The following is a 16902-nucleotide window of genomic DNA, read 5'->3' on the forward strand; positions in this document are numbered from 1 at the left end:
TCATTTCCAATCATCGTTCCAATTGTCCCGCGCTTGTTCCCGTGGATCTTAATTGTATATTCGCTTTAACGGAGACACGAATATTCTTAAAATTTTCATCCCAGTTGTGATTTTGCGTTTTCCACCAATAGGGATGCTTGCGGTGGAGGTACTCGCCAATGCCGAAGATATCCGGTCCCCAGCGTTGGATTTTATTCAGCGTAGCTTGAAAGTCAGTTTGAATTTTCTCGTCCAGGTACTTCTTAAGCTCGATCATATTGTCTACTTCGGACATATCGAGCGGAGTCGTATTATCGAGAAGATAAGCTTGGGCTTTTACCGTTAATAAAATTTGCTTGGGATTAAGCGAATGTATTTGACGCTCGAGATGCGTTAATCGAAAGGATACGGTCCCGTTTCCATCTTTCCATGGTATCGTCATGCCTTGAAAAGTTCCTTTACCAATCATCCAAATCGCCCTAGAGCCTTCACGATCGTTTAGAATTCCTTTTATCTTAAGGTCTTTATCCAAAACCGCATAACCGGCAAATTGGACCAGATGAGCCTTATCTTTGCCTATTTCATCATTATTGTCGATCTGCAGGAGAGGGATTAGGATCCTTGTTCCTTTCTCCGTTAATTCAATGATAAATTGCCTTATCGAGTATTTGTTCATCCCGTTAATCCGCAGCTCTTTGCTTGTTGCAATGCTGGAAAGCTGCTCCAGGGGGTGCTTGATCTTCATGAATTCTTTGGCGCTGCCTTTAATCAGAATGATAGTATCCCGTTGATTGTTTGCGGGGTCTCTGTTTAATTTGTCCAAGAGCTTGTTGGCATCGTTTTTTTCAATAAACTCCTGGCTGATCGCGATCAGCGCGCGGTGGCTGGTCATCAGCCTGCGGGACAGCTTTTTTTGCACCTTTTCATTGGCTTCGAATACACTTCTACCCTTCGCCGATATGATGATAAAACTATCCGAATCACCGGATCCTCCTTTGGATGAACCGCTTAATTGGGAAGGAACGGCGATCTGATGGCTGACCTCGAGCATGTCCTCCCCGGCACTATCGATTCCGGTACCGATCACGAAGGCTAATTGATTGGGTTCAACAAAATCCGTACAGCCAGCAGTAGCAAAGAGCAGAACAAGCGATAGACAAACCAGTTTTAAAAAACGTATCATTTGTTCCGTCCTTTCTTATTACGGCCATTCTGAATCCAGAAAGGATAACGGATTATGATGTCTTTGATCCGTTTGCCGTCAAAAGGAGCGATCGGGTACATATAAGGTCTTCCGAAGGATTCGAGCATCACCATATGAACCATCAAGAAGATAATGCCGAATGCAAAACCTACAAAGCCAAGTAAACCGGTAATGATCAGAAACAGATAACGAATGATACGGAAGGGGAGACTGGCACTGTATCTTGGAATCGAATACGACGCTACACCCGTTAAGGAAACCACGATAATGATTGGCGTTGATATGATGCCGGCTTCTACGGCGGCTTGTCCGATGACCAGCGCTCCAAGAATGCTGACAACCGGTCCTAATTGGTTGGGAAGATGAACGCCGGCTTCCTGAAGGGCATCAAATACGAACAGCATAAGGAAGACCTCGATAACCGTCGGAAACGGAGAGCTTTCTCTTGCCGTCGAGATCCCTATCATCAGATAACTTGGTACCATCTCCGGATGGAAGGTCGACAGGGAAACGTAAATAGCGGGCAAAGCGAAAGAAATGAAGGTCATAATGTAACGAATCGTGCGGGTAAGCAATACAAAAATAAACCTCTCGAAATAATCATCTACGGATTGAAGGCCGGACCAGAATGTAATGGGAAGAATCAGAGTAAAGGGTGACCCGTTTGCCATAATAGCCACTTTACCTTCCAATAAGCTTGCCGTGACGATATCCGGACGTTCAGTATTCTGAATCTGCGAGAAGAGAGAGAAGGATTTGCCCTCAATCCATTCCTCGATGTAGGCGGAATCGATAATCCCGTCTATTTCAATGGCATTGAGTTTCTCCCTCACTTGCGCGATTATTTTTTCTTCCGCAAGACCTTGCACATAGATTAGAGCCACTTCCGTCTGCGTGTATTTGCCAATCGTGAAGGACTCCAGCTTTAGATCCTTATGAATAATCCGGCGTCTGATCATCGTGGTATTCGTACGCAAGCTTTCAACAAAGCCCTCCTTGGAACCTCGTAAAGCCGCTTCCTTCTTAGGCTCTTGGATGCTTCTTGTTTCGAAATCCTGAATCTGGGCGATAAGCGCGGAGGTCTCGCCGTCTACCAGCACGGCCAGACTGCCCTGCAGAATATGCTGCATTAGCTTTTCCGAGTTATCAACCGTTTGAACCTTAGCTAAGGGAAGCCAATTATTGCCGATGATTTCCGCTAAGGATGGCATGCGGTTTGAGCCATTTGGCAGTTCATCTTGGATAAGAGGTTTTAGAATACTCTCTTCAACGCTTTGTACACGTATCATTCCATCCAAATAAGCAAGAAACAGCAAGGTTTCATCCTTTAGCTTGAAGGAACGGATAACGAAGTCCGAGCAATTCTGAAATTGTTCTCTAAGGTACGTTTCATTCTCTTCAAGTCTAGAACTGAGATTCATAGAGAATCACCTCGCCTGGATTAATCAGCCGCTTCACATGGGTATTGGGTATTATGACCAATTGGTGAAAAGGCTATGCAATCTAAGGCTTCTAGAGGATATCGGAATACCGGCCACGAATATCAGAACCATTAGGGAAGAAGAATAGAACGAATTGATAGTTTAGGGGGATAACGCATGGAAGTGTTTGCAGACTTTCTGGCGGGGATTGATAACTTGACACACCGGGAACGGGCAGAAGAAGTGTTGACTTGGGTCGCGGATACGTTCCCGGCTTTAGTTCCGAAAATCGGCTGGAACCAGCCTATGTTCACCGATCACGATACCTATATTATCGGATTTAGCGTAGCGAAACAGCATCTGGCCGTTGCGCCGGAACGGGCAGGAATGATTCGGTTCAAGGAGGATATCGAGAAGGCCGGTTATGATCAGACTAACCTCTTGCTGCGGATTCGGTGGGATAAAGCGGTGGATTACAGCCTTTTAAAAAAGATGATCGAATTTAATATCGCCGACAAAGCGGAATGCACAACGTTCTGGAGGAAATAGTTCGGTCAGACCGGCAGGAGATTATATACCCGAGTAGAATAATAGGAATATACTTGCTGTACGGGAGGGCTGCGCTTGATCAAATTATTCGAATATAATTGGCAGGTTCGCAAGGATTGGTTCCGTTGGTGCGAAGAAGTGAATCCTGATGAGCTAATGAAAAAGCGTACAGGCGGATTAGGCTTCATCCTGCCCACGCTGTATCATATTGCGGCCGTCGAATATGGCTGGATCTGTGGCGGAATAGAAGGGAAGGAACTATACATACCTTCGTTTGGCGAGGTTGCCAGCCTGCAGGAAGTAATTGATTTCTCTAACCGCTGCCATGAGGAGGTTGCGCCATTCGTCTATGGATGGAACGACACCCTTGAGAATCGCGTGATGATTGATATCACGGATGACGGGGAAGAGGAAGCCCATAAATGCGGAGAAGTCATGAGGCATGTCATCGCCCATGAGATCCACCACATCGGTCAGTTATCCGTGTGGGCACGCGAGGTCGGCAAGGCTCCTGTCAGCGCAAATCTAATCGGCAGAGGGTTATTCGGTTGATACAGTATCAATCATAGTGACAAAGGAGTGTGGATAGCATGGAATTGGGTCTTAAAGGAAAACGGGCAATCATTACCGGCGGAAGTAAAGGTATTGGACTTGAAACAGCGATATTGCTTGCAGCAGAAGGAGCTCAGGTGGCTATTGTAGCCAGAAGCGAAGAGCCCTTGAAGGCTGCGGCAGCAAAAATCGTCGAAAAGACCGGCGTAGAGCCGCTTATTATCTCTGCTGACGTATCTGTCGAAGCAGAGGTGCGGCGCGCGGTTGCAACGGCAGCCGAACACTTTGGCGGTATTGACATATTGGTCAATAATGCCGGTACTTCGGCAGCAAAGCCGTTTGAAGCGGTGGATACGGCAGCTTGGTCTGCCGATCTGGATCTAAAGCTATTTGGAGCAATCCACTTCACGCGTGCAGCATTGCCATACCTGCGCCAGAGCGGAAGAAGCGCGGTCGTAAATGTAACGGCAATCGGCGGCAAGACGCCTTCCGGCTCTTCGCTGCCAACCTCGGTAAGCCGAGCAGCTGGCCTTGCGTTAACGAAAGCGATGAGCAAGGATCTGGCGGCCGACGGGATTCGCGTAAATGCCGTCTGCATCGGCTTGATCCGGAGCGATCAGATCGAGCGGATGTGGCAGGCAACTGCCCCGCATTTAACTTGGGACGAATTCGCAGCAGAGCCGCGTCATGATATTCCTCTAAAGCGCATTGGCCGCACGGAGGAAGCGGCGAACGTGATCGCGTTCCTCGTATCGGATGCCGCATCCTACGTGACGGGGACATCCGTTAATATTGACGGCGGCAAAGCAGCCGTTCTCTAAACTCGAATAAACGATAGAATCGGAAAAGTCGCGTGAACCGCGGCTTTTCTAATTTAACCACATTAAATAAAAATGATTATGGCGGATTATCCGCTTAAGAAGCGCATCATACCAATAAGCAAATGGCATGCAAAAATTCTTTACTGTTCGTTCTTAAACCGCTATGATGAGACATAAGGGGGTATGAACAATGGCAAGACCAAGAGAATTCGACCAAGATGCTGTCCTGCAGAAGGCGATGGAATTATTCTGGGAAAAAGGGTACGAACGGACTTCGATTCAAGATTTAGTCGAGCGTACCGGCGTGCACAGAGGCAGCTTATACGATACCTTTGGCGATAAGAATCAACTATTTCTGACTTGCCTGGACCGATTCCGCGAAGGGAACCGGGGCCATGCCTACACCATCCTTGAAGAAAAGGGACCTGCGAAGGAAGTGTTATGGCGTTACTTTCAGCGGTTGATCGATGTGGCCATGAGCGACGAGAATGGCCGCCGCGGCTGTTTGATTGCCAACACCGCTATGGAGATGGGGAAGGTAGATCCGGTTGTTTCTTTCCGCATTGAGGCTTATACGCTCGATATGGAAACGAACTTCAAGAAATTTCTGATGCGCGCGCAGCAGCAAGGCGAGTTGAAAACAAAACATACTGTGCAGGAAACAGCCAGATTCCTGTTAAATACGCGAAACGGTCTTTATGTGCTTGCCAAAATCGCAACGGACCGTCAAGTGCTCGAAGATGCTGCGAAAGTAGCGATGTCAATCCTTGTCTGACGAGGTTAATGTTATTGTTGACTAATCGTTCTTAAATAAATATACTGAGACATGTGGAAATCATGTCTGCACGATAATTAAAGAACGGTCATTCCTAAACTGGGCTACACTGTATGTCCGTAGCGAGTTGAATCGAGTTGAATGTTTTGAAGAAAGGAATAGGCAAATTTTTTTTTGATAATTAAAGAACGAACATTCTTTAATCGGATTTTTAATTCTGGTCATCCTATAAACAACGAAGAGAGGTCATATCATCATGCGTACAATTTCTTCAAAAGCATCCTTTTGGATTGTGGCTTGGGTACTCACAGTCAGCTTGTGGTCCAGCACGGCACCATCCATTGAATTTCCGGTTTATGCTGTGCAGTGGCATCTTTCCAAATCCGTAACAACGGGTATCTTCTCGGTATATCCAATCGTTCTTATCCTTGTTCTATTCCTACTGGGTAATCTATCCAACTACATTGGCCGCAGAAATACGTTAATTACGGGACTAATCTTTCTTCTTATCGGGGCAGTGGTATTCGCAGCAGCGCAAAATGTCATCTGGTTGTTTGCAGGCCGGGTATTCCAAGGCTTTGGTGTAGGATTAACGGCAGGTTCCGGGGCGGCTGCGCTTGTGGAATACAATCCAACCTCGAACAAAAAGCTGCCGGGCTCCATCAACACGATCACTCAAGCAGTGGGGCTTTTCCTTGCTACGATTGTTGGTGCAGCATTGATCAAATACGCACCGGCACCGCTTCATTTCAGCTATTGGGTATTGGCCGTCCTTGTATTGGCTAGCATCATTCTTTGCCTCTTTCTCCCGAAGCAACCCAAAACGGAATCTGCGGCAAGACCCGTCTTCAAGCTTCAGTTTCAGGGGGTAAAAGTTCCAAAAGGACAATGGGGAGTCTACTTGTTAGCTGCCCTGGCGATTGGCACCGGCTTTGCAAACGGGGCGTTATTGCTGTCGCTGGGCGCTCAGATTGCCCGTGACGTTATTGGCACGCAAGATATTCTTGTCATTGGTACCGTATTATCCGTCTCCTACCTGCTGGCTTCAGTCAGTGCAACGATTGCCGGCCGGTTAAAACCGGTTGTCTCGATTCGTATCGGCATGGCTTCAATCATTGTGGCAGCCGTATTACTCTTTACCGCGGCGGAGGTTCATTCGTTCCTGCTGTTCATGAGCTCTTCCGTTCTTGGAGGACTTGCGTACGGGTTCTCTGCATCCGGAGGAATTGGTTTAGCGGCAATCAACTCGCAAGCCCACAACCGAGTTCAATTTTTGTCCGCCGTACTAGTAGCCGCATATTTGTTCCAAGGGTCCAGCGCATACGGCGGAGGAGTTGCTTCCAGTACGCTAGGATTCAGTACTGCGATTGGAGTGATGTCGGTCATTATTGCCGTCCTTGCGTTATCCACATTCATGCTCGCCATAAAGAAACGTAAAAATGCGGAAGCTATAGCAGCAGAGCCTGCCACACCGTAATGGAAGGAAAGGATGCCCGGAAGGGTATCCTTTTTTATTTCACCTAAACTCTCCGTTGACCCGTATTTTCCTGGTTTATATAGTTTATTTATCTACTCTGCACAAACTTGGAGGTGGTCCCATGACGGCTTATGAAAAACCAGTCTTACCTATAAGCGAAATTGAACATGCATTGCAGCTTCATCTTGGACCAGGCGCGGCTGATCTTACACCGCTGTCCGGGGGCAATATTAGCAACGTGTTTGCTTTCACGCATAAAGGGAAAGGTTATGTCGTGAAATTCAGCGATCTGAAAGGTGCCTACGAGACGGAAAGATATGTATCGGAATTGCTGACGGCTCAAGGGGTTCCTTTTCCGAAATGCCTGGCGCTTGAAAAAACGGAGCGATTATCCTATACGATTATGGAGCGGATAGAAGGGCGCAATCTGTCCGACTTCACCGTAGAGGAGCAAAAACGCTTACTGCCGGAGCTATTTGATATTTTAACGGGAATGTCCAAGGCAGAGGTTCAGAACACCAACGGATACGGTTGGATTGAACCGGATGGCAACGGGGCTTATTCGACTTGGAGGGACTTCGTCATAGCCGTAAACGCGGAAGAGCAGACGGGCTTCTGGGAGAACTGGCAGGAGCTATATCGTACGTCGTTCTTGGAGAGAGAGGTCTATGAAGAAATTTATAACCGGCTCATGACATACGTTTCCTATAATGCGCCATACAGGAGCTTTGTACACGGTGATTTTCATCAGTGGAATGTCCTGTCCGACGGCCGGCATGTCACCGGAATCATTGACGGCAATTTCCTGTATGGCGATCGCCTGATAGATTTGGCTGTTCTTGACCGGCATATGCCGTGGAACAGCGTTATATCGGCTTATGAAGCGTATCAGGAGAAATCCGGTATCGAGATTCCGCAATTCAAAGAACGGCTGATCGGCGCTTATTATTTCAAAGGCCTCGACGGACTTCGCTTCTGTGCAAAGATGGGCTGGAACGAATCATATCAGGTAAATAAGGAATTCTTGTTGAATTTGGAAGCCTAATCGAACGGAAAGAACCGTCGCAGCCATTTGAAGCGAAGGTTCTTTTCTATTTATCGAATGGGATTCCGTAGATGCATAATTACGTTTGTACGTTTTTCGACTATTTACGGAAATTAATCCATTGTGTTTGCGGGCCGAAAATCTAAGATGTAGATAGACAGCTTTGCAAGCGCATACAGAAAAGGGTGATCGATTTAAAAAATGGAGAATACGGAGGTTATGGTCAATGAAACGATTCAGATTGAGGGAGGGAAATAGGGGTATTGCCGGCATACTAGTTGCTTCTAGCTTGCTGGTATCTTCCTTGACTCCTGGAGGATGGGGCGGCGATTCTATTGCTGCGGCAGCGGAAAGCCCAACATCGGAGTCCTTCCAGGACAGTTCGGGCATGCTCGATGTTAGCTATGCTTCTTATTTGTCCAAGCATGATGTCGTCTACCAATCGCCCATCTCGGATCCTAAAGGTGCTCTGATGGTCGGCAACGGAAAGGTTGGCGGAATGGTATGGGATACGTTAAACGGTCTTACGATGCAGGTGTCTGGTGTTGATGCGTCTGAAGAAGGCTTTGCCTCTCAAGGGTTAGTGAATCTATATACGACGCCAGGGCTTAATACCGGCTATTCGACGTATGAACAGCGGTTGTCGCTCTACGACGGAACCTTAACCACGGAATACGATTCTAACCGGAAAGTGACGATATTAGGGGCGCCAAATTCCGAGGTATTGGGTATTCACGTTGAGGACAGCCGCGCAGGGATATCCAATGTCTCCCTTGATCTGAGCTTGTGGGACGTTAGCAGCTTCGGCGGCGGGGATGTTCCCGACATTAACACCTGGCGGACGGTATCCACCTTCGTAGATCCAACTGTGGTTGGCTTCAGCAGAGGGCAGACGGACGCCAACAATTTTGGCTATACGCTTGCCGCTACGGTTGAAGGAGCAAACTTTACGACACAGGCGGTAAACGGCAGCAAGGTAAGGCTGAACATTACGCCAACTTCGAGTTACACGATATGGATATCGAGCGCAAGCCGGCTGAACGCGCCTAATCATAATTCGGTAACGGAAGCCAAGAACCAGCTTACAACAATCAAAAACGCAGGCTATAATACAACGCTTACGAATTATAAGAACTGGTGGCATAATTTCTGGTCCAAATCCTTCGTTCAATATTCCAATGCATCGGGCGATGCCGATTACATGGAAAATTTCTATTATCTGAGCACGTATATGATTGCAGCGGGGGCTTTCGGCAACTATCCGTCCCATTTCATCAACGGGGTATTTAGTGCCGTTAATGATAATGACAGCGGGAAGTGGAGCAACGCCTACTGGTATTGGAATCAAAGGGACATCTATCATTCGTTCCTCGCCTCTAACCATGCGGATATGGTAAACATCTTTAATAATCTATACAGCCGTAATTTCAATACTTTGAAATCCTACACGATGACCAGGTACGGAATTGAAGGGATTTGGGTTCCGGAGACGATGGGATGGAATGCAAGCGCAGCCGGTACGATCAACAGCGATTATACGCAAGATACGCTCTCAACCGCGGCAGAAGCGGCATTGAATATGTACGCGCAATATAAGTACACCAATGATGCCGCCTATTTGAGCAATACCGCTTATCCGTTTATGAAGGAAGCGGTTAAGTTTTATGCGAAGAAATTAAGCTTCGACAGCGCCACGGGGAAATATTACATGGCATCCTCCAACGTGCATGAACAGCATTGGGATGTGAAAAATGCGATTACCGACCTGGCAGCCATCCGCGCATTATTCCCGGTAACCATACAGACCAGCACCAATCTTGGCGTGGATGCGACACTTCGCGCGGAGTGGCAAAATGTGCTGAACAATCTGGTTGCTTACCCGGTAGATCCTAATGATCCAAACAAGTATTTCCCGCATGACCCGCCTCTTTCCCAGAACCGGAACAACGAAAATGTGGTTCTGGAGCTCGCTTGGCCGTATAGTGTGAGCGGAATTGGCTATCCGGATTATCAGAAGATGGTCAACAATTACAATAGTCGTCCTTTTCCGTATACCTCAAACAATGTATGGGATCCGGCTCCGATTCAGGCAGCGCGGCTTGGACTAGGCGATGAGGCTTATCTGGGCATGAGAATGATGCTGCAGCGTTATCAGCAATACCCGAACGGCCGGACGACGAATACGAATGGCGAATTTGAATATATGGGCGTTCATTTGTCGGCTATCAATGAATCCTTGCTGCAAAGCTATAATGACAAGATCCGTGTCTTCCCGGCAACGCCGACGGACACAACCTTTATCGGTAAGTTTACGCTTCTGGCCAGCGGAGGCTTTCTTGTCAGCTCGGAGAAAACGGCCGGTGAGATAAAATATGTTGGCTTAAAGAGCCAGTATGGCAAACAAGCGACGGTAATCAATCCCTGGGGAACCGAGCAGGTCAGGGTGCGGAGAGTTTCGGATAATGCGATTATCACGACAACTGCAAATAATGAGTTCAGCTTCAATACGGCTGCAGGAACGTCCTATGTGATAGAGAGAACGGCGAAACCGCTCTCCAATTACACGCATACCCAGCTGAGCGGCACGGCGAATGATGGAGTAAAATCCCTTAGCGGAACAAACAGCAAGCTTGGGCTGGATGCGAATGGCGGGAGGGTTACGGTCACAACTTTCTATGAAGACTCCAATTATGGCGGTACGGCAAAAACGCTGGCTGCGGGAAGCTATACAACCGCACAGCTTGCGGCAGCAGGAATTCCGAATAACTGGGTGTCATCCGTTAAAGTGCCTTTGGGTTACACAGTTACGGTCTATGACAATGACAGTTTTACCGGTACCAGCTGGCAGTTTACGAATGATACCGACTTCCCAAGCGGAACAAACCCGAATGCCAACGATAAAATGTCTTCCGTCGTGATCACCGGAACGGGAGGTAGTGGAGGAACCGGAGGCGCAAGCACCAAATACGAAGCGGAAAGCGGAGCCAGAACGGGTACGACCAATGTAGCCAATGACGCTTCTGCCTCGGGCGGACAAATGGTCGAGCATTTCTCCAATACGGGCGACTCGGTAAGCTTAACTAATGTACAAGGGGGGGTTAAGCTTATTATCCGTTATTGCACGAGCAATAATCCGGGCAGACTTAGCTTGTACATTAATGGTATCGATAGCGGCAATATCACGTTCCCAAGCACGAATAGCTGGAATACCTCCTATTCCACCGTTTCGGTCACGCAAAACATACCGGCTGGCGCAACCGTCAAGCTCCAGCTGGACACTGGAGACTCAGGAGCGAATATAGATTACGTCACGGTTGAATCCGCTCAAAGCCTGAAGATCGAGGCGGAGAGCGGAACACTGACGGACGTAAATGCCACGGCGGACTCCGCAGCATCCGGCGGTTACGAGGTAACGGGCTTTTCTACGCCAGGCAGCTCATCGGTAGCTTTTACGAGTCCTCAAGCAGGCAGCCAACTGATCATTGGATATACAACCGCCAATACAAACAGCAAAATGAGTCTGTATGTAAATAACCAGTTAATTAAGAGCGTTAATTTTCCGTCAACCGGCGTCTGGAGCGGTACTTATCAAACCGTGCAAACAGCGGTCAGCATTCCGGCGAACGCGGTTGTGAAGCTGCAGCTAGACAGCGGCGATCTGGGATCCAATATCGACTATTTTATCGTTCAGCCTTAACAAATCTGGATATGCCTGCCGCAAGCGCGGCAGGTTTTTTATTTTTGCAGAGGACATTTTATGAAACGTCGACGCGCTTTTTACAGTATGTAAGGCTAAACGAGTCATTTAATGTGAAGGGGTCTAGGACTTAGATGAAAAATACGGAAGATCTCCAATATCTATATAAGGAATTAAGGCAAATCGAGCAGTGGGAGAAAGAGCAGAAGGATCTGTTCTTCTGGGAGAAGCTAGGCCGCTTGCCCTTTGTCATCCTGGACCGGTTAACGCCAAAGTTCATTCAGGAGAAAATAGGAGTCGTTCTTGACGAGCTTGGAAGCTATGTGCAGAGCGGCGGCCGGTATTTAATCAGCAAGGAACAAATGTACCGTAGATTGCTGCCGCATGAAGAACTAGATGCCGATACGGCATTGGAGAGAATCGCGCAGCTTCCGCTTGGCAGAATGGACGAAATCGCTGAAGGCATCAGCAAATCAAGCAGCAATACGGCGACCGTTCAAGGCGCAACTACGGGAATCGGCGGAATATTTACCCTAGCCATCGATATTCCGCTCCTGCTGGGTATCTCCATTAAAGCGCTGCAGGAGATTGCAATCAGCTACGGTTATGACCCGTCAGAGAAATCCGAGCGTATTTTTATCGTAAAATGCCTTCAGTTTTCTTCCTCCGACATCGTTGGGAAGAAAGCTATTCTAGAGGATCTTGCCGTTTTCCAGAAAGGCGAGCAGAGCAAGCAGGTATTATCGCAGCTGCAAGGCTGGCGTGAGGTTATGTTGTCGTATAGGGATAACTTCGGCTGGAAAAAGCTTTTTCAGATGATTCCGATAGCAGGTATTCTGTTTGGCGCTTATCTGAACCGCTCAACCCTTCAGGATGTGACCGAGACTGGCAGGATCATGTACCGGAAGCGCAGAATTCTTGAGAAGCTGGATGCTAAGTCCGAATAGAGGAGAATCAAAAAGGTTATTGTAATGGAGTAGATGAAACAGTCGAACGATCGGTTAAGGCTTGCAAGAGCAGTCATAATGATGGCTGCTCTTTAGATATCTGGTTTTCAGATGATCATCATCTTGATTTCGTATTATGCACGATAGTGGTGATGTAGTAATATGAAGCAGCGGACAAAAGTTAAGAAGTTATATCTACCTACTAGTAGGTAAATGACAAATAAGAATGAAATAGTTTAAAAGGAGGTGAGACGATGTTGTACGAGCTGCGAATTTATGATATGCATCCGGGCAAGCTGCAGGCCATTAAAGACAGGTTCAGGGATCATGTCATCGGCTTATTTGCGAAACATGATATGAAGATTACTCTTTTCTGGGAAGACCAAGATGAGGCGAATGAACGCTTGTATTATGTTGTCGAACATGCCGATATGGATCAACGCAACCTCAATTACGATCGTTTCCGCAACGATCCCGAGTGGATTGAAGTGAAGCGGGTCTCAGAGCTTGACGGGCCTTTGGTTAAGAAACAAGAAAGCATCTTTATGAAGGACGTATCCTTCTTTGCAAACAACAAATAAACCATTATAAAGGAGCAAATCATCATGAAAACATTAGTAATCGTAGCACATCCTAATATGGAAGCATCCCGCGTAAATAAAGCTTGGCTTGAGGAATTGAACAAGCAAGGCGAATATACCATCCATGAAATTTATAAAGCTTACCCGGATGAAAATATCGATGTTGCGAAAGAACAGCAGCTGGTGGAAGCCCATGACCGGATTATTTTCCAATTCCCGCTCTTCTGGTACAGCGCGCCTGCATTATTGAAAAAATGGTTTGATACCGTGTTGCAATACGGCTGGGCGTTTGGTCCGGAAGGCGACAAAACAACCGGAAAAGAAATTGGCGTAGCCGTCTCCACTTACGGCTCCGAAGAATCGTATCAGCCAACCGGCTTCAACCGCTTCACTGTAGAAGAAATCTTGCGTCCGTTTGAAGCAACGGCTCATTTCATTAGCGCAACTTATCTGCCGCACTTTACCTTAAACGACGTATCCAATCTTACTGACGAACGTCTTGCACAAAGTAGTATCGACTACGTTCAGCATTTGAAAACAGTTAAGCCATTGGCAAATGTTCGATAAATCAGCATCAAAATAAACTATCTACTGATAGGTAAACAAAAGGAGAATACGCATCATGACATTTCAAAATAAAGTAGCCGTTATTACAGGCGGAAGCAGCGGTATTGGCAAGGCTGTTGCCATTGAACTCGTGAAGAAAGGGGCGAAGGTCGTTATTAATGGCCGTCGCGAACAAACCCTGGCAGATGCCGCAAAAGAAATCGATCCAACCGGACTGAATATCGCCTATGTCGCAGGCGACATTTCCAAACCTCAGATTGCAGAACGTCTGATTAGCGAAGCTATCGCACGCTTTGGCCGGGTTGATACCCTGGTCAACAATGCCGGTATTTTTCTGGCGAAGCCATTTACAGATTACACGGAAGAGGAATTTGAATCGGTATTGTCCACAAATGTAACTGGGTTCTTCCATATTACTCAACGTGTCTTGACGCAAATGCTGAAAGCTGGATCCGGGCACATTGTAAATATCACGGCAAGCGGCGCTTCCGAGCAGCCGATCAAAGACGTGCCGTCGGCTCTTGCAGCATTGACCAAAGGAGGCTTGGCGACGGTGTCCAAGTCCCTTGCGATTGAATATGCGGACAAAGGGATTCGCGTCAATGCGGTTGCGCCAGGCGTTATTAAAACTCCTATGCATGCACCTGAAACCCATGATTTCTTGGCTCAGCTGCACCCAATGAAACGTATGGGCGAGGTTCAAGAGATTGTAGACGCTATTCTGTACCTGGAAGCTGCCCAATTTGTTACGGGCGAGGTTCTACATGTGGACGGCGGTCAAAGCGCAGGCAAGTGGTAAACGGGGAAGAATGCGTTCTTCGTGTCTATCCGAGAACCATAAATCTCAAAAGGAGATGATGTTCATGCTATACGAACTGCGGATCTATGATGTGGTTCCCGGTCAACTGCATGCGCTGCTGGACCGGTTCCAAAACCATACAATCGGATTTTTTAATAAGCATGGGATGCTGGTACCGCATTTTTGGGTCGATGCTGACGAATCGAAGAACCGGTTATACTACATTTTGGAGCACCCGGATATGGCTTCGCGCGAACGGAACTTCCAAGCCTTCATGGAGGATCCCGAATGGCTGGCCATTGTCGAGAAAACCGAAGTAAATGGTCCTCTGCACGAGAAAATTGAAGAGATTTTTATGAATAACGCGCCTTTTATCCAATCCGCGTAAGGATGTTAAAATTTTTATGCTATCTGCTATCTCTTTTCGGGATAGCAGATAGCATTTTTCTGTATTATTCGTGAAGTCTAGATGGTTGTATACTTGAAGTAAGCAAAGCTGATCAATTAAGAAGGAGTGAATCCCGATGCAAATGACTCTGCACACGGCTCTATGCGAACAATTCGGAATCCGGTATCCGCTCTTTCTGGCCGGCATGGCAGGCGGGCCTTCGACACCAGAATTGACGGCAGCCGTCTCCGAGGCGGGAGGGCTTGGCACTTTAGGGGCAGCTTACATGGCGCCGGAGGATATTCGGATAGCTATCCGCAGCATCAGAGAATTAACCGCGGCACCTTTTGGAGTGAATTTGTTTGTGAATCAGCCTGCAGATCATAACAAGCGGACTCGAGAGGTTCAGGACAAGCTTAACGCGTTCCGGGAGCAGCTGGGAATTCCCGATTCAGAAGGTAACGAAATTCATTCGCCTGATTGGTTCGAAAGACAATTCGAAGTGCTGATGGAAGAGAAGGTTCCCGTTATCAGCACGGCATTTGGCGTATTGCCGGAACCGCAGATGCAGAAGGCGAAATCGTCCGGCATCAAGATTGTAGCCATGGTAACCACGGTGAGGGAAGCGCTGCTTGCCGAAGAGAAGGGCTGTGATGCGGTCGTAGCGCAAGGAAGCGAAGCCGGCGGCCATCGCGGAACCTTTGGCGTAGATGTGCATCCAATGGGAGCGAATATCGGTACGATGGCTCTTGTTCCGCAGATTGCGGATCGCGTATCCATTCCCGTTATTGCAGCGGGAGGCATTATGGATGGGCGAGGGCTTGCAGCCGCACTTGTTCTTGGCGCGCAAGGCGTGCAGCTGGGAACCCGCTTCCTGACGTCGCTTGAAGCCGGAACAAACGCGGCGTACCGGACGGCCTTGCTCGCTAGTAACGAGGAAAGTACGGTGATTACCGATGCGTTCTCCGGAAGGCCCGCACGGGGCATTAAAAATGGCTTTGTCCAGCAATGGGAGGCAGGCGGTATTCCTCCGCTGCCATTCCCGACGCAGAATACCGCCACACGCGATATTCGCAATGCGGCAAGCAAGCAGCAGAAGGCGGATTACTTATCCTTATGGGCAGGTCAGGGAACACGGATGCTAACTGACGGTCAATCCGCCCGACAAATTGTAGAAGAGATCATAAGTCAGGCAGCCGCATTAACGAAATAGACGAGCCCATTTAATTAAAATGGGCTCGCATTTCCGAGATAAACGTGGATAATGCCGGTGTCATTAAAGCATCCTTTCGCCGAATGAATACCGTTGAGACGAGCGCGTGTTTGCTTGGAATCTTATGCGTGCGAATTTGTCCTTGCTGCTCCTGTTCGGTGACGATTGAGCGAGGCAATAAAGAAATGCCGAGACCTGCGCTCACACAGCCGATAATCGTCTCAAGCGAACCGAATTCCATGAGCTTGACGGGTACAATGCCTTCATCTTGAAGCAATTGATTGAATTTTGCCCTGTAGGAGCATCCGTTTTGAAAAACAAGCAGCGTCCTTGATTGAACTTCGTGAATGCTGTTAATAGGCGGGTGGGAGGCTGTTGTGACAAGGACCAGCTCCTCGTCAGTCACATTTTCCTGCTCCAATTCGGGATGATCGACCGGTCCGGCCACAAAGGCTCCATTCAGTTCATAATGAAGAACGCCATGAATGTGACGCTCCGTTGGACCCGTAACAAGATTGAAATCTACTGCCGGATAATCGGCATGGTATTTGGCAAGGAGAACGGGCAGCCGGACGGCAGCGGTCGTTTCCATCGATCCGATAGACAAAGGTCCTGTCGGAACCTTGGAATCAACCACAGCAGACCTGGCTTCCTGAATGACGTGCAGGATTTTTTCCGCATAAGAGACTAGAATTTGCCCGGAGGGAGTCAAGGTAATCCCCCGGTTGTGACGATAAAAGAGTTGAGTCTGCAAATCAGCTTCCAGCTGCTGAATTTTGTGAGTCACGTTTGATTGGGCAAAATTCAATTTTTGAGCCGCTTTGGAGATGCTTCCTTCTTTAGCGGTTGCAGAAAATACTTTGAGTAATTGAATGTCCATCGGAGCC

Annotated in this window: 16 protein-coding genes; 13 read left to right on the top strand and 3 right to left on the bottom strand. The window is 47.9% G+C overall.

All coding sequences use genetic code 11. The annotated features are described in order from the left end of the window. Window positions 1–10: 10 nt before the first annotated feature. Both PJDR2_RS15705 and PJDR2_RS15710 read right to left on the bottom strand, forming a co-directional pair. Entirely contained in the window at window positions 11–1162 is a 1152-nt protein-coding gene (locus PJDR2_RS15705) for a Ger(x)C family spore germination protein (RefSeq protein WP_015844695.1), read from the bottom strand. Next, a complete protein-coding gene (locus PJDR2_RS15710; RefSeq protein WP_015844696.1) occupies window positions 1159–2604 on the bottom strand; it encodes a spore germination protein in 1446 nt (481 codons plus the stop codon). Before PJDR2_RS15710 ends, PJDR2_RS15705 begins: the two co-directional genes overlap by 4 nt. 177 nt (window positions 2605–2781) lie before the next feature. On the opposite strand from PJDR2_RS15710, the gene PJDR2_RS15715 reads away from it, so the two are divergent. The 13 genes from PJDR2_RS15715 (at window position 2782) to PJDR2_RS15775 (ending at window position 16015) form a co-directional block, all read left to right on the top strand. After that, window positions 2782–3153, top strand: a complete 372-nt coding sequence (locus PJDR2_RS15715) for an iron chaperone (RefSeq protein WP_015844697.1) — start codon at window positions 2782–2784, stop codon at window positions 3151–3153. Window positions 3154–3228: 75 nt separating this feature from the next. Beyond that, window positions 3229–3705, top strand: a complete 477-nt coding sequence (locus PJDR2_RS15720; RefSeq protein WP_015844698.1) for a DinB family protein — start codon at window positions 3229–3231, stop codon at window positions 3703–3705. Window positions 3706–3743: 38 nt separating this feature from the next. Further along, window positions 3744–4526, top strand: a complete 783-nt coding sequence (locus tag PJDR2_RS15725; protein WP_015844699.1) for an SDR family NAD(P)-dependent oxidoreductase — start codon at window positions 3744–3746, stop codon at window positions 4524–4526. Between the two features lie 190 nt (window positions 4527–4716). Beyond that, window positions 4717–5301 (top strand): TetR/AcrR family transcriptional regulator, encoded by a 585-nt coding sequence (locus PJDR2_RS15730; protein WP_015844700.1) that lies wholly within the window; start codon window positions 4717–4719, stop codon window positions 5299–5301. Window positions 5302–5557: 256 nt separating this feature from the next. Continuing rightward, window positions 5558–6778, top strand: a complete 1221-nt coding sequence (locus tag PJDR2_RS15735) for an MFS transporter (protein WP_015844701.1) — start codon at window positions 5558–5560, stop codon at window positions 6776–6778. A gap of 121 nt (window positions 6779–6899) precedes the next feature. Beyond that, window positions 6900–7823: an aminoglycoside phosphotransferase family protein gene (locus tag PJDR2_RS15740; RefSeq protein ID WP_015844702.1), complete on the top strand. Its 924-nt coding sequence runs from the start codon at window positions 6900–6902 to the stop codon at window positions 7821–7823. Window positions 7824–8049: 226 nt separating this feature from the next. Then, window positions 8050–11520: a carbohydrate-binding domain-containing protein gene (locus PJDR2_RS15745; RefSeq protein WP_015844703.1), complete on the top strand. Its 3471-nt coding sequence runs from the start codon at window positions 8050–8052 to the stop codon at window positions 11518–11520. A 134-nt stretch (window positions 11521–11654) separates the two neighbouring features. Continuing rightward, a complete protein-coding gene (locus PJDR2_RS15750; protein WP_015844704.1) occupies window positions 11655–12467 on the top strand; it encodes an EcsC family protein in 813 nt (270 codons plus the stop codon). A 254-nt stretch (window positions 12468–12721) separates the two neighbouring features. Next, window positions 12722–13048, top strand: a complete 327-nt coding sequence (locus PJDR2_RS15755; RefSeq protein WP_015844705.1) for an NIPSNAP family protein — start codon at window positions 12722–12724, stop codon at window positions 13046–13048. Window positions 13049–13072: 24 nt separating this feature from the next. Beyond that, window positions 13073–13615, top strand: coding sequence for an NAD(P)H-dependent oxidoreductase (locus PJDR2_RS15760; RefSeq protein WP_015844706.1), 543 nt, complete (start codon window positions 13073–13075; stop codon window positions 13613–13615). 55 nt (window positions 13616–13670) lie between these two features. Further along, complete coding sequence (locus PJDR2_RS15765) at window positions 13671–14414, top strand: SDR family NAD(P)-dependent oxidoreductase (RefSeq protein WP_015844707.1); 744 nt, start codon at window positions 13671–13673, stop codon at window positions 14412–14414. A gap of 64 nt (window positions 14415–14478) precedes the next feature. Continuing rightward, the gene (locus PJDR2_RS15770) at window positions 14479–14802 is read left to right on the top strand and encodes an NIPSNAP family protein (protein WP_015844708.1); all 324 of its coding nucleotides are present in this window, start codon (window positions 14479–14481) and stop codon (window positions 14800–14802) included. Between the two features lie 136 nt (window positions 14803–14938). Then, complete coding sequence (locus PJDR2_RS15775; RefSeq protein WP_015844709.1) at window positions 14939–16015, top strand: NAD(P)H-dependent flavin oxidoreductase; 1077 nt, start codon at window positions 14939–14941, stop codon at window positions 16013–16015. 10 nt (window positions 16016–16025) lie between these two features. Here PJDR2_RS15775 and PJDR2_RS15780 read toward each other — a convergent pair whose 3' ends face one another. After that, complete coding sequence (locus PJDR2_RS15780) at window positions 16026–16895, bottom strand: LysR family transcriptional regulator (protein WP_015844710.1); 870 nt, start codon at window positions 16893–16895, stop codon at window positions 16026–16028. Window positions 16896–16902 lie beyond the last annotated feature (7 nt).

The organism is Paenibacillus sp. JDR-2 (assembly GCF_000023585.1).
GTDB lineage: Bacteria > Bacillota > Bacilli > Paenibacillales > Paenibacillaceae > Pristimantibacillus.